This is a genomic window from Funiculus sociatus GB2-C1 (genome assembly GCF_039962115.1).
GTDB lineage: Bacteria > Cyanobacteriota > Cyanobacteriia > Cyanobacteriales > FACHB-T130 > Funiculus > Funiculus sociatus.
In genome coordinates this window covers 32720-51878 of the sequence record NZ_JAMPKJ010000044.1, presented here as the reverse complement: position 1 = coordinate 51878, position 19159 = coordinate 32720, and the positions used below count along the sequence as shown (strand labels likewise).

The following is a 19159-nucleotide window of genomic DNA, read 5'->3' as shown; positions in this document are numbered from 1 at the left end:
CTAATTGTCAAAATAACCGCTTGCCGAGGCAAATAAATAACCAGTGCAAAGTGTAAAAATGAAAGTATTTTTAGTTTATATATTTACCCTTTCACTACATATTTACCACCACCTAAGCAAGAACAATGGGAATATTACCTAGAAAATGCTTTTGATGATGCAGTTTTTGCAGCTAGTGTGGAAGTTGCTAATGGAGCATATAAGCCAGCTCAATTAATTAAAATAGTAGACAAAACACAAATTATAAATATAGCCGATAAACTCCTAAATTTAACTTATTCTCATGCAGAAAAAGCGTTAGGTGATGCAATATCGGAGCAATTCAGTCAATTACCAGGTGGGGAGGATTGGAATTTAGAAGTGTGAAATTGAGGTTTGATGATGATAAGCGATCGCTAAGATATCGTATCTTATATATTTACACGCAAACCGCCTGAATCTTTCACATCCAGGCGGTTCAATTATAGGGTTATATTTTCAACTACAGCGTCTAGATAAAGTTGTAGATCAGGTTGCTGACTAAAGAAAGCGCGATCGCACCGATTACCGCACTCCAAATCCCCAACCGCAAGCGGAATCCCTGTACCAGAGACGCTGCAATCATGAAAGTTGCAACCGTAACAATAAACGTGAAAAGCCCTGACAGCAAGTTAAACGTCAAAAAGTTGGGAATTGCAAACACAAGTCCCATAATTGGTCTAACTATAGCCGCAACAATTCCCAGCACGGCTGCTGAAACAAATGCTTTCGGGGTACTATCAATTTCTACGCCTACAGGTATTTGGGAAATAATCAGTAAGCTAGAAGCTGATACCAGCCATGCAATCAAAAGATCAATAAAATCCATATTTTTATTACTCCCTTTCAAGAAGTAGAGGCGTGAAAAATTATCTTTATAACTACTACCGTAAGTTAAAGATCGCGCCTCTACCTCTATAAATTGGCAGAATCAACTCTACCTCTTCGGAACAGAATCAGCCTTTGGCGGAGCAATAGTAGCACCAGGGACTGGGACAGGGGGTGCAGTAGGATTAACACCTGGTTGTCCGGGTACAACAGGTAATTGCGGCTGACCTGGATTGTAAGGGTAAGTGGGAGCTGGTGCAGCGTAGGGATTATACGGCTGGATAGGAGCAGTACCGGAGTAAGGTGTAACTCCCGGAGCAACAGGAACCTGCGTATTAGAGCCAGAAGTCCCGTCACCGGAACCGGGTAAAGTTGCTAAAGACACGCGATCGCCTCCTACCTCGCGTAGCAAATCCAACACCTGAATCACATCGTTGTAACTTGCAGTTCGTGACGCATACAGCACCATCAAACCATTGGGATTTGTCGAGCGATAATTCTTTAGTGCCACAGATAGCTGATCTTTTGAGCCGATCGGCTGTTGTTCGATATAAACTTGACCCACATCATCCAAACTTACCATCAACATCTCTCGCATCTGCGGAGTGCCGCTGCTAGCTTTAGGCAAATCCACACTGATAGCTTGCTGACGAGTTAGCTGCAAACCAGCTAACAGAAAAAACGTCAGGATACAAAAGATGACATCTATCAGAGGAACAATCTCAATCCGCGCTTCTTCAGACGGAGTATCCAAATTTACTTTCATTGTTGGAAAAAAGAGGAGAATTGCTAATTGAAGTATCGCTAATTGTTAAAAATCCATTAGCCATTGACTAAGGACTAATTTCAGCGATCGCTAGGCTCAGAACTGTCGATTTTCGGTTTGATGGCATTACTATGAGGGTTAATGCCAAATTTCGGCCATTCCTGCCTGTAAAGTAACTCCAAGTCATTCCCGGCTTTGCGGAAAATTTTGATTTGATTAAACAAAAAAGCTTGAAACAGCCGATAGAAGACCAGACTAGTAATTGCAACCACCAGTCCAGCCGCCGTACTAATGAGAGATTCACTAATTCCCAAAGTTACTCCAGCAGTCGAAGACGTTCCCAAATCGCCCAAACGAATACCACTCAGGGAGCGGATCAAGCCCAAAACTGTACCCAGCAAACCTAGTAGAGGCGCTAGGGCAATTACAGCTTCTAAGAGTTTGTCGCCTTGGCGCATCGCAGCCAATTCCTCGTCCGCTGATGACTCCAGCGCCAGTTTAAACACCTCTGGATCGGGGTTAGCCAGCCGCAAGGGAGCATACAAAAAGCGCCCAATAGGTTGTCTTCTCGCCTGTCCGGCAATCTCTGCGGCAACGTCCCAGTTGCGGCTCGCCGCCTCCAGTATACGATCTATAATCTCTCTTTCCTTAGTTAAGATTCTCGCCCAAAACCACAGACGCTCCAAAATTGTTCCCAGAGATAGCAGCGATAAAGCCAGCAGGGGCCACATCACCGGTCCGCCCTTTTCAATCAGTTCTTGAAATGTCACAGTGGATTCTTTCCTCCTCACTCCCCGGCTTAGGTTTTCTTTGTTCTGTTAAAGCCATTCCAATTCTAGTTAAGCATTGTCATTCATAAGAGATACCTTCTTCTGCTGTTGTCGCATCATAAGCGTCAAACTTCGGGGGGATATCCACACCTGCATACTGCTGGTAGATTTGTCAATATTAAAAATAGATCGAGGGTTAAAGAATGAATTTTTCAATCCAATCACTTTACAACTGGTATCGCAACACAATTCGTAATCCCAAGTATCGCTGGTGGCTGATTCTGGGGACAGTGGCCTATCTGTTCAGCCCGATTGACATTGCTCCGGATTTTATTCCTGTTGTGGGACAGATTGACGATGCCTTGCTTTTGACACTGCTGGTTTCTGAGATATCCCAGATGCTGTCGCAGCGTCTCAAATCTCGTAACGAGGAAACAGTTAGCGAAGCTGATGCTGCTAACCAAGCTTCAACAGCTTCTTCAGACACCGTTGATGTTAAGGCTGTTCCCATCAAGTAGATTACGTAATTGACAAGTTTTTCTTAGGCTCTCTGGGAAAAGGGCTTGGGGCGATCTTAGACGTGAGCTACATAAAGTAAGATCCTCCTTTGCCTCCCTTAGAAGGCAGGGTGGTTTCATACAACCCTTAGAAAATATCGAAAATTGCGAGATTTTGTAGGGGCATAGCATTGCCATGCCCCTACCGCCAGCCGAAATCAACGTTCAGAATTTTCTTTTAATAAATGCAACCACCCTGCTTTGCCTCCCTTGGAAGGGGGGTAGTATACCAGTAGCTTACACTTTGACAACCAAATATTAAAAAACCCCTCGGCCACCGCCGAGGGGTCTTTTTGTGTGGTGTTAAGATGAGGGCGAACGATGGGACTTGAACCCACGAATGGTGGAACCACAATCCACTGCCTTAACCACTTGGCTACGCTCGCCATTCCAGTTTCTAACTATAGCATAATTTTCCGGTTTGATCCACTAAGCCAAAAATTACCCCGGAACTCAGGAGCCAGCAGGCGTAGTCTTAACCATAAAGATAAGTCGTAGGCGTACCATGAAGGGTTTGCAGGTTGTTCAAACAATTGGGACAGTCGTCCTAGCTGGGCTGGGCGTGGCAATGGCTATGACTAATCCGAGTCAGGCTGAGTATGAAGAGTTTGCCTTACAGCAGCTGACGGTGTATTTAAAAGACAATGTTTGTGCAAAAGCGTCAGAAGATTTCGGTGGCTTTTTGAAGCGTCAATGTAATTTACTGGTAGAAACTGGTAGTCCGCAAGTTAAGCAACTTATTGCTGAAACTACAGAAAGGCATAATTTTATTTTCTTTAGTATTTACCGCACGGATTTATCGGTGAGTTCGTTTTTGCCGTCTTATCATTTTGAGTCGGTGGGAGTTTTTAATAATATTTATATCTACCAAGCCCAAAAACAATAAGGCGATCGCTACTTCCTTTTTCAGCCACACTGCGTCACCCCATCCCCAGTTGGTCAATGAGGAGGGGGCGAAGAAAAAGACTGACTTTATCCTCGTTATTAGTCACAGGCTAATAACGTGAATGGGTTATGTGAAGCCGAACTTCCCATAACCCATTCTCATCTGACGGGGTGACAGGCCGTCAGATGAGGAACTTCATTGATGCTTTATTCCAAGAACAAGACAATAAAAAGCCGTCCTAGAAGGACGGGGCTTGCATCCCATTATTTTCGGTCATTTTGGAACAACAGAATTTACAACAGCTGACTGAGGCAGAATTTTTTCATACAAATCAAGCAAAAGTGTTTCCTTGAGTTCCCAATCAAATACTTCCTGCACTCGCTTTCGTCCCGCTTGTCCCATGCGAATTCTAACTTGTGGTTCAGCTAAACGAATCATCGCCTTAGCTAAATCGTGTACTGTCTGTTCGGGATTTTCAGCAGCAACTTTAATCCCAGTTTCCTCAGTCACTTGTACCGCTGGCCCTCCCAAATTTAAGCAAATTACTGGACGACCCGCCGCCATCATTTCCGCACATACAAAACCGCCAGATTCGTGCAAGCTGGAGTGAACGAGGACGTGACTCTGCCCAATTTTAGACAGTGTTTCTTGGCGCGGCAAAGCTCCCCAGAAGCGGATTTTATCGCCAATTCCCAACGAGTGCGCTAATGCTTCTAATCGTTGCCGTTCCCCTCCATCTCCGACTATCCAGTATTCGGCTTCGGGGATGTGGTTGAGAGCGATCGCAAAAGCGCGAATCCCCAAATCTACGCCTTTCCAATGTATCAGGCGACCAACACTAATAAACCGCACTGGACTACCATCAGGTAGGCCATATTGCGCCAAACTGTTAATTTCTTCTTTAGACAAACCCACTTGCGAAGCGATTTGGACATTTTTTACCCCAAGCGATCGCAACCGTTCCGCAGTTTCGTGCGTAGTTGCTAAACCCACCCTACTCCGAACAGCCGTCAGCCGCACAAAGGGATCACACTCACCCACAGATTGAGCTAAATTTCGCAGCACTTCATAAACCTGGCCACGCCGACTAAAATCTTTCCAGAAAAGCTTTGGTGCAGCTTCCGCGCCTCCCACAGGTCCCCAAATAAAAGGTACTGGCAGCAACGCTAAGAAACTCGGCGACCAGTGCTTAACATAAGTAACGTGACGCACTATGTCAAAGCAAATCTCTTGATGGAGTCGTCTTGCCAAAAAATAAGCTTGAATTTGCCAAAGGTAGTAGTGAAGTTGCACCAACCCTTGCTTATTTCGCCAATCCTCAGTCCAGTTGAAGGGATCAAAGTAAACAAAGTGTAAATTTGGCACCGGGTTGCGTTCTAATTCTGCCTCAATAGCTTGACGAAAACCAATGCGAGTCAACACCCAAACTTTGTGATCATTTGCTACCTGTCGCACCGTATTCCAGCCTACTCCTTCCTCAGAGCCACAACCAGGCTCACAAGCATAAGCAGACAAAAGGATTTTCATAAGCTTTTCATCTCTTGATAAACTTAGCAACTTTCTATTTATATAATTCCCATTTATTTTTCTAAAATACCCATTACCCCTATAATTTCGTTCCCAGGCTGAGTTTGGAAACGAAATTATAGAGGCTGGTGCCTCCTTCACGGGCGGCCCCAGCCAATCATTTTTTTTCTATTACATTTATTGCCACTTGTGCCATTTCTTTTGCTGCCGCTTCAGGAGTATATTGTGCTATCAGTTGCTGCGATTTTTTACCCATTGAAGCAATTAAATCTGGATTATCTATAAAACGGCGCATACCTTCAGCAATTTCTTCCGGTTTCAGAGGATCGAATAGATAACCATTCTCCCCTTCCACAATCATTTCGTAAGCGCCTGCACCCTTAGAACATAAAACAGGTTTGCCAAACACCATTGCCTCAAGTACCACCATACCCCAGACATCTTCATAGGTAGGAAATACGAAAACATCTGCATACTGAAAGTATGCACCAAGCTGTCCGTATTCAACCCATCCCGTCCAGGTTACGCGCTCTGCCAAACTCCTATTTTTAACAAAAACTTCCAGTTCCTCTCGTTGCGCTCCATCCCCAATAATGAGCAGCGAGTAATTAGAGTATCCCTGACTTTGCAGAAGTGAACACGCCTCTAACAGGGATTTTATCCCTTTCCTAGAAATCACTTGTCCGACAAATAGGAAAACCGGACGTTTTAACTGTAATTCACTTTGTTTGGCAGCTTCAAGCCGTTCCCGCAAAGCTTGCGTATCTGGCACCAAATAAGTTTTAGTAAAAATTCCATTTTCATCGGCTCCAATCGCTTTCTGAAGATACTTTTTACCGTCATGGCTGTTAGCAATAAAGGCATCTGTAAACCGAACCATTAACCGACGAGCGAAGGAACGAAATTTAGAATCTTGAAAGTTAGTATTGGGTGAACTGCCATCGTAAATAACTACTACTTTCCAACCTCCCAAAGGTTTGAAAAGTAAAGCCAATACAGTCCAAATAGAGAAAGCACTGGCAAAAACTACATGAGGCTTAAATTTAAGTAACTCATTTACAATCTTCGGTGAAGCCACCATGAAGCCGCGACCATAGCCACTTGATACTTGAGTTGCTTCTACAAACTTAAATTTTCCTACAAGTTTAACCGCGGAAGCTCCCGGAGCTTCAGGATCAAATTTAGGCCAAAGGCAACCAGTATAAAAAACTGTATTCTTACATATTTTCGTAAGTTCGTACAAAACTGGCCGCCAATAAGAGCCAAATTCGACGGAGGGAACCACTACGGCGATGCGGAGTTTATCCATATTTAATTCTTTATTCTCAACTTTTATACCAATGTGTCTCATTTTTGTAAAAATGCCTTACGACTAAAGTCAACGGCAAATAAACTAAGCCGTAGCTTAGCAGGCTATAAAGACCGCGTAGACGGCCTTTATAGTCACACCATCCGAGGGTGCAGCTACTTTCATGCTCTTTCCCGTCGCCGCTTTCCGAAGCTAGAAAAAAGTAATTTTCTATACGGTAGCAACCAAAAAATAGGCCATAAAATACCCGCATGACGCTGAGCAAATAACTGCCGTTCTTTGAAGGTAAAATTCTTCGGCTGTTCTGCTTTCTGCCATCGTTCGCGAATAGGCAAATTCGAGTCCATCCAATTAGCATACAAAGGGTTTCCTGAACACGTTCCAATGTAGCCTGGAGCTAACCAAACTGTATATCCTTTCTGTTTTGCTCTTAACCCATAATCAAAGTCTCCGGCATAATGTCTAAAGTCAGGATCTAAGTTTCCTATTGTTTGATAAATTTCTCTAGGAATTAGGACACAATTCCCGTGCATGGTATCGCAGCGCGTAGGTTCTTCACCTGGTTCTAGCCAGCGAAACTTGAAGGGATGCCACCATGTATTGCGCTCTACGCCTCCATAAGAAACTGTATTTGTCTCTGGATCGCGAGTCGCTCCTGTGACAATTATTGGCGCATAACCTTGCTCAGCTAAACGCTGCGATGTTGCTAGCATTTTACTCAAAGCATCGGGATAAATCAGGGTGTCATCATTAAGCCAAAGATGATAATTATGGTTGTGCTTTATTGCTTCAGAACATGCCATCCGCATTCCCCCGTTCCAGAATAAATTGCCATCTCCCTGAATTATTTTTACTTGAGGATAAATATGGCTTACAGCTTCCGCCGTGCCGTCGGTGCTGCCATCATCTACCAAATAAACGCAAAGCTCAACGTCAGCTGGCAATACCTGGTTAAAAAGTGCCTCTAGACTTGCCAAAGTTTTAGGCTTGCGGTTATAGCAAGTTATCAGAATTGCTATGCTTGTTCCCATTACTCGTTTATCTCGTTGAAATTAATACTAGCGCTGTAAGAGAGCGATCGTATATTTTTTTGTTATATTTATTTTATAACTAAACTGATACATTGTAATTTCTTCCAAGATTAAAAAAACATTTTATAAATCTTTGATAAAGCTTTTCATTAAGCTATCTAAAAAACACTAAACTTACTATATACCCCTTATGCAGAATTGAACCATGAGTACAACAATGAAATTGAATCTAGGGTCTTTTGATCGCATCTTTCCAGGCTGGATCAATACCGATATTACCCCTCACATTTTTGTCACAAAAGTACCTTTTTTAGCAGATGTAATGTTTAGCTTAAGAAAGCTAGATAAAGAGCGTTACGACGAGCATAAAAAAGGCATTTTTCGACAGTTAACTTATCTCGATTTAACCAAAAAATTTCCTTGGGATGATAACAGCGTGGACGCTGCCTATACCTCGCACGTACTTGAGCATTTGTATCTTGAGGGAGCGCTAAATTGCATTTCGGAAGTCTATCGCGTTCTCAAGCCGGGTGGAATATTTCGGATCGCAGTTCCCGACCTTGATCAATTAATTAAGAGTTACGATTCTAGCAGTCCAGAAGTCTTTTTAACGGAGTTTTTAGAGGCGACACAGACACTAGAGAAAAATCGCCATCACTGGCACTATAACGAAAATTCATTGCGAAAGATTCTCCAAGAAGCAGGTTTTCGGGACGTTGTTAGACGTGAGTATCGAGAAAGTAAAATTTCAGGTATTGCTGAAAAAGAAGAACGCCCAGAATCTTTGTTTATGGAATGTGTTAAGTAAGGATTCAGTAGAGACACGGCGGTGCCGTGTCTCTAGCGCTATGGAACATAAGTAGATGGAAAAAGAGGGATAAGGTGATAAAGACCTGTATAACTTTGAAAACCTGTATTTAAACCTACATAATAGGACGGCAAAATAATATTAGCTAAAGCAATATAAAACAACATTTTAAATCCCGGAATTTTTTTTTCCTCTCCTAGCAGGATAGCCAATGCAATCAGCATTCCAAAGAAGCCATAACCGACGTTTCTGCTGGTATCTACAATCAAAAACATTGTAGATATGGGAAATGCAATGATACTTGCTATGGCAGCTACCAAAAGTGTCTCCCCTTGTCGCCAAAGTATCCAGAGAATATACAGGGTAATAACCCAAAGTAATTTATAGGAAAAGAAGAAACCAGCTAATCCCATCAGTGGATTTTCCGCCAAATACTGCAAAGCTGTCTTATTCTCCAGTATCAAGTGTGCCTTAACTGGACTATCCAGAGAAAATCCACTACCCGCAAACCAAATAAAACAGTAAATTGGTACTAAAGATAAAGCAGTTAATACTTCTCGTCTGGGAAAACAGAAGATAACAATTGGGATAAAGACAAAGGCACTAGCTTCATGCGTTGCTAAGGCAAGAGCAAGTGTTCCTAATCTACCTTGACGACTCATTGGTATGCAAGCAGGAAGCAATATTAGGATAAAAAATAGCTGATCTACATAACCTGGAAATTGATAATTAAACATCACGTAACTGCTGGTTACTATCGATAGGCAATATAAAAATTGTGTCCGGTAATTTGGATATCTATTGTCTAAATTTAAAATCTTTGATTCTATAAATGTTAATGATAACAATATTAAAACGTAAGTACAAAGCAGCGAAAAAATATAATATAGGAAAGGGCCGCTCATGTGAATAAAGTTAGCGATCGCCAGCATGAGCAGCCGTCTATAATACCAGTCTGCGTTTTGACTAAAAGGCTCCAAGCTCCTGATAGCATACTCTAAACCCATTACTGCTGTGCCTAAAGGATATCTGAAAGGAAGGATAAGTAAGGATAAAATTAGGAAGATGCTTAAGGATGCGATCGATCTCCTTGTAAATCCAGCATTAAATAGGAAAAAACGCGACTTTATAATCGACATTAAAATTGGCATACCAACTACTAAAGTTGCTACAAAAAAGAGCATTCCTTTGATAGGAATAACGCCATAAGTAGTAATAATCTCTGCTAATTGCTGCGGTGCAGTTTTGGCTAAAATCTCTGAAGAAATCACCCCTGGAGTAAAACGGCTTAAGATTGCTTGGACATTTGCAAAAACCCAATCTTGAGGGAGACGGTTTAAAATAGCTTCAAGAGCTATAAGTATCCTATTTCTCGGAGCATTCGCTACTGCATATAACGTAACTACCCCTATCCAAAAAATCACTGGGGGAATAATACTTTTATCCTTCAGCGAATCAACTAACACATAATGTATGTATTTTTCTGAGCGCTTCAGCATCTTCCCAATCTCCTAATAATTACATTATAAAAATCAGAATTTAGCCAGCTTGTTCTCTGCGTAATCTGTACTTAGAGTGGTTCATTCTCCTGCCAAATGTGAAGAAATAAACAAAGCAATCCTGTTATAGAACCCCACGCACTATTTTTAAAAACCGCCTACCATACCCTTTTATTTGCTCAACATTATCTTGTTTGGCTAAACTTTCCTTCTCTACATCTGGCCCTGGCATTAAAGTAGTAAAAGCTTTATCGATGAGCGTTGCCAAATGTTCAGCATTACTTCGCTCAAAAAAGTAAGAATCTGGCGGGTTTTGCTCCAAGTGAACTGGAAAATCAGAGAGTAACATAGGTTTACCAAGAGAACGTGCATCCTCTACAACCGTACTCCACCCCTCAAATAAGGAAGGTTGAATTACCGCTAAACATCTTCTCATTAGCTGAATTTGATCTACGCGAGGAATTAATCCCAAAAGGCGCACTTGCTCCCCTATCCCTAAATCTTTAATTCTCGCCAATAGTTGATTGTAATAATCAGGATTGCGGTAATCGCTAGCACTTCCCGTACAGACAACTGTAGGCGTAATACCTTGTTTCTTCAACAAACCCAAAGCTTCAATTACCACAGCATGATCTTTATGTTTCCAGAACTGATTACTTACCAAGAAGAACTTATCTGGAAGTTGATATTTTTTTTGAGTTAGTTGGGGATCTAACTCAAACCATTCGGGTTCGGGACAACTTACAAAATTCATCACAACGCTTCGAGAAGCCGCATCAGGATAGAGATGTTTAAAATCTTGCTGCGCCATCTGACTACTTAGTACAATAACCGGAGCTGCACTCGCAATTTGTTGATGATCTTTGTTGCGTTGCTCGATTTCTTCTGGCGAGAAAAGGTTGGGTAAGTGATAGTGTTGAAAGTCAGGAATCCAACCTCCCCATTGATAAGGTGTGCGGGTTCCAGCTATGGCGGGGTAGAGAAAGTCAACTTTTTGAGGATTTAGTAGATTTAGAGGAATAAAAGAAACCTTTTCAGCTAAAACATTACAAGCTTTGAGATAGGCACGCTGCAACTTAGAAGTAGCATAAATATGGTTAACATAACCGCGTGCAGGTTCTATCAAATTTAGGTCTTTATCGTGAACGGCTACGGTTAGTTTGAGATTAGCTTTTTCTTCAGCGGGTAAAGTTGCGATCGCACGCGCTAAATTCTGAATATATAGCACCCCTCCCAGCCAACCAGAGCCACCCACCATGTTGAGGCAAATATGTAAATTTTTCACCATCCTAAAATCTCAGCGCGACACCATTGAACGTACACATTTACACCCCTTTCTATAGCTACTTCAGGGGTAAATCCAAGTTTGGTAAGCTTGCTCATATCTGCTTGCCAATTTATCGGCGTTCCTACCGGGGTAACATTATCAAATTCAACTGGAACATATTCCCCAAGTTTCGCTAACATTAGCTCGGCTAGTTCCTTAATCGTTGTTTCGATACCATTAGCTAGGTTATAAACCTCAGCTTCACAATCAGCTTTTTCAGCCAAAATGTGAATTGCTCTTGCTACATCTCTCCCATGAATAAAATCGCGGCTTTCGTTTCCGGTTCCCCTTAACTTCAGTGCAGATTGTGTCAAAGCTTTCTGACACATATCCCAAAGAACTTGCCGCCTTAATCCCGGCCCATAGCCTGAAAAAATACGTACTATGGCAGTAGGTAAGTTATAAACTTTGAAAAATTCTGTACAAAGCTGCTCGGACATCATCTTATGAAAACCATAAGGTGAAATTGGCTTCAGGCTTTGGCTTTCCTGAATTGGTAATGTTTCGGGATTTCCGTAGACAGCAGCACTAGAAAGGTAAATTAAACGGCATTTTGGAGCGTAAAGACGCAAACTATCAAGTAGATTGAAAGTAACAGAAACACTGTTACTAAAATCTGCTGATGGATCTGTAATTGAAAGTTCTACTGATGCTCGTCCAGCACAGTGAATACAAATCTCTGGCTGCAACTCTTGAATCACGTTTACTAAATCAGCAGAAGGCAAACTTATTTGTTGATAGCGAAACAAATCTTGCCTGGGTGCATTCTCAGGAGGACGGTTTCCTATACCGACAACGCTCCAACCAGTTTCGGCAAATTGACGAGCAACATATCGCCCGATAAATCCTGTTACACCTGTAATTAAAACAGTTTTCATAAGCAGTATATTACTCAAGATCGCCTAAAGTTTTACTAACAGCAATTATTGGCATTCTTGTAGTGGGACATTTCTTCTTGAGAATTTCTAAATACTCCGCTTCACTGGGAAGATATTTATCGCTATCTTCGGGATAGTCTTTAGCTTTTACCCAAGTTTGAGACTGCATATCAAATCTTTTGACGATCCTAGAAGGATTTCCCACAACTACACTGCACGGAGGAATATCGCCGTTTACAACACTTCCAGCTCCAATAATTGAACCATATCCCACCTTTACACCTCTTAAGAGAGTAGTATTTGCTCCTAACCAACAATTTGCCCCTAACTCTATTACGTCATCGCAGGTAGTTCCAGTAGCGATATAGGGCATAAAAGGGGTATCAAAAAGATGCCCGCTTCCCAAAATTCGACAGTCATTACTAATCATGGCGTAGTCACCAATTTTAATCAGACCTCCCGCAGTTAGAAAGTTTCTCCGTCCAATAAAACAGTTATCGCCAATGATGACAGAAACCTTTCCTAGTTCCCGTTTGTTAATCACAATTGTTGTATCCTGTCCGATGACAGAATTTTCACCAATTTTTACGTTTCCCCAACCTAGTACATGAACAGATGGTTCAATATAAGTATTTTTGCCAACATTCCGCCTTTTAGCGAAATAAGCTTTAAAGTTACCTCCCAACCATTTGAGTCTGTCTATTTGGGAATCTGAGAGTTTTGAGACTATGAAGCTTTTTATGTTCTTCATACGTTTTAAGGTTTGTTTTACTACTTAATTTTGATTGTTTGTGCTATTTTTCTCTTTAATTTAGACATAAAGCCTACATTAAAGAATTTTTCTTGAATAAGATGATCTGCTTGGAAATTCTGAATCATAAATTGAGGATGTTTTAAGGGTAGATTTATTTCTTGCGTCTCCACGTTTGCTAAAGGATTATCGCTAAAAGTATGAGTAGCATTGGCTCCAAATCCGATATTAGTAATTAAGTTAACTTCTGGGCAAATCCTTAACCCATTTTGCATCCAACAAGCTAACAACCATTGATAATCCCAGCAGGATCTATCTGGAGATTCATATATTTCTTGGAAGAGTTTTTTCCAATATAAATAATACTTTGGCTCTCGCAGATAATTTTCTAGGAACTGAGCCTCTAAAAGTTGCGGAAATAGCTTAATATTGTAATCAAAAAATTTCCAGGCTCTCCGCCACGATGCCCAGCCCCAGTTACCGCCAAACTGGGAAAAATAATAACTTTGCAGAGGCGATCGCCATTCTCCTACAAGACTTGTACCAGCGATCGCCATTACCCTTTCGTCATCCCGGTACTTTGAGAGCAACTCTTCGCAGAACTGGAAAAAGGTCGGGTGGGGTAAACAATCATCCTCAAAAATTATGGCTTCTTCGACTTGTTCAAAAACCCAAGTGATGCCTGTAGCTGGACGTAACCCACAGCCTAAGTTTACATCCGAATAATTCTTTAAAACCTCACAATCCCAATCTACCCTGTCAATAATTGCACGAGCCGCAGCGCACTGTTCTGCTTCACCTGGCTTATCGGCACGAGGTCCATCAGCAACTACTAAAAGTTTAGGTGGTTTTGCCTGACGAATCGCTTCAAATACTTTTTCAGTAGTTTCAGGACGCTTAAAGATTAACAAAGCAACTGGAGTTTTCATAAATATTTGTCAGCAGTCATATTCTGCTTAAATTCGGTGTAGTGTAGCATCATGCTAGAAGCGATCGCTGCTATTTCAGCTAAAGGAGTCTGAAGCGAAACGTAGCGATATCTAAAAGCAGCTAGTCTTGCATCTGCCTCCTGGTAGAGAATATCTTGCGCTAAATTTCCCCACCGCTCCTCTGGCATTAAGTCAAGTGTCATGCCAGCATGACCAGAAGGTAGCAGCATATTCGAGCCATGTACGCCAATTACCAAACGGCTTTCGGCATAAATTTGGCATATTTCCCTTTCTGTTTCTGCATTAAACTTGTCTACCCGCAAATCTTCGATCCAGTCTGGAAATTGAGTTCTTCTACCCAATCCCGCGATCGCAAACTTTGCCTCCGGAACGCGATCGCGTATCTTTGAAAATAGTTTCTGCACCCGCGCATTTTGAAGCTTGAGGGCAATATCAGGCATTTTCAGCTTTCTCAGACTTGCCGATAGCAGCGCATTGCACCATATCCGATCGTCACGCCAGATAAACGTTATTCTAGGCGGATATTTATCAAAGTTATACTGGGGAATTCTGGTAAATTTGCTAATGTCAAAATGACTCGGATGAGAATGTGCCTTGCTGACGTAAATATCATCAAAACGTTGGCATTCTTCAGATACAAATCGGTCAAAATTTGGATAGTAGCATTGCCCCCGCTTTAAAGGTATATTCACCGTCCATATTTCTGCAACTCCCTCCGGAACCATCCATCTAAGAAACTTCGGTACAATAACAATTAAGCCATAATCAGGATAATTGTCTAAATGTCTTTGAGCATTTAATAGTTTTAACAAACTATGTCCATAAAGATAATCAATACAGTTTAAAATTAGGACGCGCTGATGGCATTTAAAAACTTCTTTAGATATTCCTAGTTTCTCCTCTTGAGGATTTTGCAGAGATACGAGCAGCTTTTCTCCTAACCAATATTTACAAAATTCATGACCATAAACTTCGTGTTTTGCTAAATCAACTTGGTATGGAAAATTAACAGCGTGACCAACTTCTAAGTCCTCAATAATTTTTGTATGGCAACTAACACACTTAGATTCGACGCAGACGTGCATCCCTTGCCACAGAATAGTTTTAGGTTTAAGCGGTGCTTCGCAATGGGGACAGGTAGATGGGTGCTGAATGTTCGGTTTAATTTCAATCATCGCACTACCTCTAAAATTCTATTTACACCTTTATATAGGTTGCAAGAGCGGAGAATAAACTTACCGACTGGCTTTAAATCTGGAATTATGAAATTGAGCAATACAGCGACAACAAAATAAGTTATTAAAGTTGCTACAGTTGCGCCTATTGCACCATACTTAGGGATTAAATACCAGTTTAAAATTATATTTAATGAGGCACCTGTAAAAGTTAAATATAATTCGTTGTGAGCTTTGCCTTCAATCATAATAAAAGCATTTCTGGCAACTCCAAAACCACTACCAAACTGCGCCCACACATAAATTGATAATACTGTAGCTGAAGCAGCGTAATTATCGCCGTATAGAAAATGAACAACATAATTAGAAAGTAGAGAAACTGGAATTGCTACCACTAGCCATAAAATTAAAGTTAAATCAAAGTATGCTTGAAATTTTTTGATGTATTCGCTCTCTCCTTGAGCCTTGGCTTCAGTGAGTTTGGGAAAAAAAGATATCTGCATGATAGATGGGATGAAATCAAATATCTGCGATATCTTAACTGCGGCGGCGTAAATGCCCAATTGCACTGTTTGGTTAAAAGAACCGAGCATGACCTGATCGATTGTGGAATACACATAAATTGCAATTCCCGACACAATCAAAGGCCAGCTTTCTGTGAGCAATTTCTTAGCACGAGGGAGGGTGCTGCGCCACGCTTTTAAGTCCTGTCCGCTTGCTTGATAAACCATCACCAACCCCACCGCAGCTAAGGCAAGTTCTCCAAACCTCGCCCAGGCAAATGCAATTAGGGGTGCCTGCGTTTGAATTAGAACAATTCTGAGAGCGCAAATAAGTATATAAGCGCTATTTTTAACAACAACTGTATATTTAGATTGAACTTGCGAGCGAAACCACAGGTCGATAGTCTCGAAAGCTTGAAAAATCGTTCCAGCGGCGATAATTCCTACCAGCCAATGAGTTAAATTATCTTGGGGCTGTAGCAAAGAAATTGCGCCAAAAGCCAACAAAGTTGTTACACCACCGCCGAAGAGCTTTAGTGCGAGGGAAGTACCAAGCGTCTCATTTTTACTATCTGGGTGACGCACAATGTCGCGCACCACAATGGTATCTAAGCCCAGATTGGCAATTGGCCCCAAGAGTGCAACGAATGCGATCGCATAATTAAATAACCCAAATTGCTCAGGGCCAAGGTAGCGAGCAACCCAAATTCCTACTATTAAGCTCAAGCCCATCTGGAGGATTTTGTCGGCAAACAGCCAACCTATGTTGCTGACAACCTTCCTTAAACCAGGACTAAACTTTTGACTTACCAAAGTCAGCTTATCTAACATCACAATTTTTCAATATTTTAGGGAATAAAAAGTCGCACTACATAGTTTATGTAGCAAATGCTATAAAAATCCATTTATTTAGCTTTAGCACCTTGCAAAGCTTTTCTCACAAATTGGGCGGTTTGCATCAATTTTGGTTGCTCCCATAAATACTGCAATAAATCCGTCTTTAGTTTGGCCGCCGGAGAATATTCTTTGTACATTGAAGGAATTAACCGATATTTCATCCCGTTGTATGTAGCATATTCTACAGCACTAGGAGAAGAGGCATTGCGGCTGCCAAATTCATACACCCCTGGCAAATAATGTGCCGTAAGAGACTTTCTAGAATACTTAGGATTAATTGTTTCCAAAGAACCGTGAATGGTTCTGGAGTTCCAGAAAAGTACATCTCCTTTATTCAAAGCTGGCGCATTAATATCATCTTTATGAGAATTGATATAACCCTTCAATTTTTCTAAATAAAAACGATTAGAAAGCTTCTTATCTTCTGTTAATTCAAAATCCACTAGATGAGATTTTGGCAAAACATAGAATCTACCAGCTTCTTCGTGAATATCTTCTAAGGCAAACCAACCAGCCAGTAAATGACCATTTGGCATAGAATCTAAGTAGTACCAATCCTGATGGGCTGGGGTAGCAGTGTTCATATCGAACAACATAGTTTGCATTAAATTATGTTCCTCAATACCCGTTAGTTCAGTTAATGCTTCCCTAACTTGCTGCGAACAAAAAATTTTTCTAGCTGATTCAGTAAATGTTGAATGTTTTGGGTAATCGTGAACATCGCGAAAAGATTCTTCGGAATATCCATAATCATTAATTTTATTAGGTTGCCAGCGGTTACTTGACTGCCTAAAAAAAGGAGAATTTGATGTGATAACCTTGGACGCATATTCGTTTAAGAGGTTATCAATTATGTTTTGAGGAATGAGATTTCTAAAAATATAGTATCCGTTAGCTTGATAATAGTCTCTAGGTCTATCCATAAATAAATCCTCCAAAAGCTGCTATTTGCCTATTAATTTAATCGTATGTTATTAAATTATTAGGCAAATGTCTTACGTAATTACGCTGAAATTAAATTATTAGACAAATGTCCTACGTAATTATGCTGAAAAAATATTTTTTACCCTTTCTCGTTCTCAGCCTCCGACTGGGAATGCCTGTTATGAGGCTGCTCCTGCGTGGCTTTCTTCAAGAGGGGGAGGCGCACTAGCGAAGCGGTTCTTGCAGCCTGGGATGTTCATTACAACTTTCCGTTGTAGAGTCCAGACACAATCGAACTGTCGCTAAAACATAAAACATCCACGCATAGGTAATTGACATCAAGCCCGTTTCTGTTATGTTTGTCATCACTGCCCACGTAGTAAGTAGAAGGGGCATGACTAATTCAACGTCTGTACTGCGTTTCATGTACTTTACTGATAACGCAATATTAGTGAGAAAAGAAAGGAAAAATAGACCTAATCCTACCAAACCTAAGTCTACGGTAAGGTCTAAAAAGCCATTGTGAGAATGCTCAGGCTTAAATTGGGTTTTCACTACTAGGATGTCAGCCGCAGGATCGGCTTCTCCTCGCCAAGATTGCCAAAATCCTAAGTATCCATAACCCAGTATTGGATTTTCTTTGATATGCTCGATTACCAGGGGCCAGAAGTCCATACGTCCGGTTAATGACAAATCTTTCCCCAGAGTATCTACAATAATAAATTTTGCATTTTGCGTTACCAAAATAGTCAGACAAATTCCCAAAGCCATGAAAAAGATAATGCAGGCGAAAGCCAATCTAGGTGGCATTTTTTTTATAAACCGGACAATTACTAATACACCTACCAATAAAACCATTAAAACTTTACCCATACCGCTGTTTGAACGTTGGAGAGAATAAAGAGCTAAAGCAGCAAATCCCAAAGATTGCACCTTAGTCTTGGGTTTGCGGACTGACTGCAAATAAAACATGATCGTAGTCAGAGCCATCAAGAAGCCAAAAGCATTGCCGTGGGGCAAAATTCCCTGCCAGCCTTTAGAAGTTACTCCGATTGACGGTCTGAATAAAGCGTAAAATACACTCAGTACAAGTATAATTTGGTTGGTAAATAGTAATAATTCAAACAGTTCTTTCCACTTATACTGTTTCCCAACATAAATACAAAAAACCGTGGTTCCTAAAAAAACCATGCTAGCTTTTAATGTATATACTGGGGTTCCTGACCAAGCAGCCGACAGGCATAAAAGTAACATCAAAAGACAGAAATAGGGATTTTTTAATATAATTTTTGAATATACAAAGATAATATCTTTAAGGGTGTGTCTTAGCCGGTAAAATATAATAAACAAGCCGACAACATAGATTCCAATTTGTAAAATGAGAGAAAAAAGCTTTTTGCCTTCGAGATACAAAGCTCTAGGGTGTATTTTATCAAAACCACTTAGCGTTACCCCAGCGATCGCAAATATCATCAGCATAATAAAAACTTTTTCTAAAGTGGCAGAAAAAGTTTTATTATTACTAGCATTGCTAAATAATAATAAAATATAAATAACCACCATGCTTAGAATAATGATAAGAAGTAAAGGCTCTGACGTTATAGTATTCATACCTATTTTATTGGTTAAAAGAACCTGCTAAATTTTCCCTGTCCGAATATAAATACCCGAAAGATAAATTTACGGTATATTAAATTTATTACATCTGCAAATTTCTTGCCAGCTAAAAAAATTATAATCAGCTTAATAAACCCA

The 19159-nt window shown here is 40.9% G+C and carries 19 protein-coding genes and 1 tRNA gene; 4 read left to right on the top strand and 16 right to left on the bottom strand.

Going from position 1 to position 19159, the window contains the following annotated elements; all coding sequences use genetic code 11:
- The first annotated feature begins 177 nt into the window (after window positions 1-177).
- Window positions 178-366 (top strand): hypothetical protein, encoded by a 189-nt coding sequence (locus NDI42_RS19245; RefSeq protein WP_190456302.1) that lies wholly within the window; start codon window positions 178-180, stop codon window positions 364-366.
- A gap of 124 nt (window positions 367-490) precedes the next feature.
- Here the strand turns inward: NDI42_RS19245 and NDI42_RS19240 are convergent, their stop codons facing one another.
- The 3 genes from NDI42_RS19240 to NDI42_RS19230 all read right to left on the bottom strand — a co-directional run bounded on the left by NDI42_RS19240 (window position 491) and on the right by NDI42_RS19230 (window position 2382).
- Window positions 491-847, bottom strand: a complete 357-nt coding sequence (locus tag NDI42_RS19240) for a phage holin family protein (RefSeq protein ID WP_190456300.1) — start codon at window positions 845-847, stop codon at window positions 491-493.
- 108 nt (window positions 848-955) lie between these two features.
- Entirely contained in the window at window positions 956-1612 is a 657-nt protein-coding gene (locus tag NDI42_RS19235; RefSeq protein ID WP_190456298.1) for a biopolymer transporter ExbD, read from the bottom strand.
- A gap of 80 nt (window positions 1613-1692) precedes the next feature.
- Entirely contained in the window at window positions 1693-2382 is a 690-nt protein-coding gene (locus NDI42_RS19230) for a MotA/TolQ/ExbB proton channel family protein (protein ID WP_190456296.1), read from the bottom strand.
- A gap of 203 nt (window positions 2383-2585) precedes the next feature.
- Here NDI42_RS19230 and NDI42_RS19225 point away from each other — a divergent pair, with 203 nt between their 5' ends.
- Complete coding sequence (locus NDI42_RS19225) at window positions 2586-2900, top strand: YkvA family protein (RefSeq protein ID WP_190424631.1); 315 nt, start codon at window positions 2586-2588, stop codon at window positions 2898-2900.
- A 352-nt stretch (window positions 2901-3252) separates the two neighbouring features.
- On the opposite strand, the gene NDI42_RS19220 is transcribed toward NDI42_RS19225, so the two are convergent.
- Window positions 3253-3325 (bottom strand) — tRNA-His (locus tag NDI42_RS19220).
- Between the two features lie 119 nt (window positions 3326-3444).
- Between NDI42_RS19220 and NDI42_RS19215 the strand changes: the two genes are divergently transcribed.
- Entirely contained in the window at window positions 3445-3825 is a 381-nt protein-coding gene (locus NDI42_RS19215; protein ID WP_190456295.1) for a DUF4359 domain-containing protein, read from the top strand.
- A gap of 273 nt (window positions 3826-4098) precedes the next feature.
- On the opposite strand, the gene NDI42_RS19210 is transcribed toward NDI42_RS19215, so the two are convergent.
- The 3 genes from NDI42_RS19210 to NDI42_RS19200 all read right to left on the bottom strand — a co-directional run bounded on the left by NDI42_RS19210 (window position 4099) and on the right by NDI42_RS19200 (window position 7692).
- Complete coding sequence (locus NDI42_RS19210) at window positions 4099-5352, bottom strand: glycosyltransferase family 4 protein (protein WP_190456293.1); 1254 nt, start codon at window positions 5350-5352, stop codon at window positions 4099-4101.
- A gap of 157 nt (window positions 5353-5509) precedes the next feature.
- On the bottom strand, window positions 5510-6661 hold the full coding sequence (locus NDI42_RS19205; RefSeq protein WP_190456291.1) for a glycosyltransferase family 4 protein: 1152 nt from the start codon (window positions 6659-6661) through the stop codon (window positions 5510-5512).
- Between the two features lie 161 nt (window positions 6662-6822).
- Window positions 6823-7692: a glycosyltransferase family 2 protein gene (locus NDI42_RS19200; protein ID WP_190456289.1), complete on the bottom strand. Its 870-nt coding sequence runs from the start codon at window positions 7690-7692 to the stop codon at window positions 6823-6825.
- A gap of 217 nt (window positions 7693-7909) precedes the next feature.
- On the opposite strand from NDI42_RS19200, the gene NDI42_RS19195 reads away from it, so the two are divergent.
- Window positions 7910-8500 carry a class I SAM-dependent methyltransferase gene (locus tag NDI42_RS19195; protein ID WP_348231456.1) on the top strand — a complete coding sequence of 197 codons (591 nt, stop codon included), beginning with the start codon at window positions 7910-7912 and terminating at the stop codon, window positions 8498-8500.
- 38 nt (window positions 8501-8538) lie between these two features.
- Here NDI42_RS19195 and NDI42_RS19190 read toward each other — a convergent pair whose 3' ends face one another.
- The 9 genes from NDI42_RS19190 to NDI42_RS19150 all read right to left on the bottom strand — a co-directional run bounded on the left by NDI42_RS19190 (window position 8539) and on the right by NDI42_RS19150 (window position 19015).
- Window positions 8539-9999, bottom strand: a complete 1461-nt coding sequence (locus NDI42_RS19190; protein ID WP_190456285.1) for a hypothetical protein — start codon at window positions 9997-9999, stop codon at window positions 8539-8541.
- A gap of 124 nt (window positions 10000-10123) precedes the next feature.
- Window positions 10124-11287 (bottom strand): glycosyltransferase family 4 protein, encoded by a 1164-nt coding sequence (locus NDI42_RS19185; RefSeq protein ID WP_190456284.1) that lies wholly within the window; start codon window positions 11285-11287, stop codon window positions 10124-10126.
- Window positions 11281-12204 carry an NAD-dependent epimerase/dehydratase family protein gene (locus tag NDI42_RS19180; RefSeq protein ID WP_190456282.1) on the bottom strand — a complete coding sequence of 308 codons (924 nt, stop codon included), beginning with the start codon at window positions 12202-12204 and terminating at the stop codon, window positions 11281-11283. Before NDI42_RS19180 ends, NDI42_RS19185 begins: the two co-directional genes overlap by 7 nt.
- A gap of 10 nt (window positions 12205-12214) precedes the next feature.
- Window positions 12215-12955: an acyltransferase gene (locus tag NDI42_RS19175; RefSeq protein WP_190456281.1), complete on the bottom strand. Its 741-nt coding sequence runs from the start codon at window positions 12953-12955 to the stop codon at window positions 12215-12217.
- 20 nt (window positions 12956-12975) lie between these two features.
- Entirely contained in the window at window positions 12976-13884 is a 909-nt protein-coding gene (locus NDI42_RS19170) for a glycosyltransferase family 2 protein (RefSeq protein WP_190456279.1), read from the bottom strand.
- The gene (locus NDI42_RS19165; protein WP_190456278.1) at window positions 13881-15080 is read right to left on the bottom strand and encodes a hypothetical protein; all 1200 of its coding nucleotides are present in this window, start codon (window positions 15078-15080) and stop codon (window positions 13881-13883) included. Before NDI42_RS19165 ends, NDI42_RS19170 begins: the two co-directional genes overlap by 4 nt.
- Window positions 15077-16414: a flippase gene (locus NDI42_RS19160; RefSeq protein ID WP_190456276.1), complete on the bottom strand. Its 1338-nt coding sequence runs from the start codon at window positions 16412-16414 to the stop codon at window positions 15077-15079. Before NDI42_RS19160 ends, NDI42_RS19165 begins: the two co-directional genes overlap by 4 nt.
- A gap of 74 nt (window positions 16415-16488) precedes the next feature.
- Window positions 16489-17403, bottom strand: a complete 915-nt coding sequence (locus tag NDI42_RS19155) for a phytanoyl-CoA dioxygenase family protein (protein WP_190456274.1) — start codon at window positions 17401-17403, stop codon at window positions 16489-16491.
- 226 nt (window positions 17404-17629) lie between these two features.
- Complete coding sequence (locus NDI42_RS19150) at window positions 17630-19015, bottom strand: O-antigen ligase family protein (RefSeq protein ID WP_190456272.1); 1386 nt, start codon at window positions 19013-19015, stop codon at window positions 17630-17632.
- Window positions 19016-19159: the final 144 nt, after the last annotated feature.

Coding starts and splice junctions, on each gene's coding strand:
- NDI42_RS19240 (WP_190456300.1), bottom strand. CDS start 847: ATGGATTTTATTGATCTTTTGATTGCATGGCTGGTATCAGCTTCTAGC.
- NDI42_RS19235 (WP_190456298.1), bottom strand. CDS start 1,612: ATGAAAGTAAATTTGGATACTCCGTCTGAAGAAGCGCGGATTGAGATT.
- NDI42_RS19225 (WP_190424631.1), top strand. CDS start 2,586: ATGAATTTTTCAATCCAATCACTTTACAACTGGTATCGCAACACAATT.
- NDI42_RS19215 (WP_190456295.1), top strand. CDS start 3,445: ATGAAGGGTTTGCAGGTTGTTCAAACAATTGGGACAGTCGTCCTAGCT.
- NDI42_RS19210 (WP_190456293.1), bottom strand. CDS start 5,352: ATGAAAATCCTTTTGTCTGCTTATGCTTGTGAGCCTGGTTGTGGCTCT.
- NDI42_RS19205 (WP_190456291.1), bottom strand. CDS start 6,661: ATGGATAAACTCCGCATCGCCGTAGTGGTTCCCTCCGTCGAATTTGGC.
- NDI42_RS19200 (WP_190456289.1), bottom strand. CDS start 7,692: ATGGGAACAAGCATAGCAATTCTGATAACTTGCTATAACCGCAAGCCT.
- NDI42_RS19195 (WP_348231456.1), top strand. CDS start 7,910: ATGAAATTGAATCTAGGGTCTTTTGATCGCATCTTTCCAGGCTGGATC.
- NDI42_RS19190 (WP_190456285.1), bottom strand. CDS start 9,999: ATGCTGAAGCGCTCAGAAAAATACATACATTATGTGTTAGTTGATTCG.
- NDI42_RS19185 (WP_190456284.1), bottom strand. CDS start 11,287: ATGGTGAAAAATTTACATATTTGCCTCAACATGGTGGGTGGCTCTGGT.
- NDI42_RS19180 (WP_190456282.1), bottom strand. CDS start 12,204: ATGAAAACTGTTTTAATTACAGGTGTAACAGGATTTATCGGGCGATAT.
- NDI42_RS19175 (WP_190456281.1), bottom strand. CDS start 12,955: ATGAAGAACATAAAAAGCTTCATAGTCTCAAAACTCTCAGATTCCCAA.
- NDI42_RS19170 (WP_190456279.1), bottom strand. CDS start 13,884: ATGAAAACTCCAGTTGCTTTGTTAATCTTTAAGCGTCCTGAAACTACT.
- NDI42_RS19165 (WP_190456278.1), bottom strand. CDS start 15,080: ATGATTGAAATTAAACCGAACATTCAGCACCCATCTACCTGTCCCCAT.
- NDI42_RS19160 (WP_190456276.1), bottom strand. CDS start 16,414: ATGTTAGATAAGCTGACTTTGGTAAGTCAAAAGTTTAGTCCTGGTTTA.
- NDI42_RS19155 (WP_190456274.1), bottom strand. CDS start 17,403: ATGGATAGACCTAGAGACTATTATCAAGCTAACGGATACTATATTTTT.
- NDI42_RS19150 (WP_190456272.1), bottom strand. CDS start 19,015: ATGAATACTATAACGTCAGAGCCTTTACTTCTTATCATTATTCTAAGC.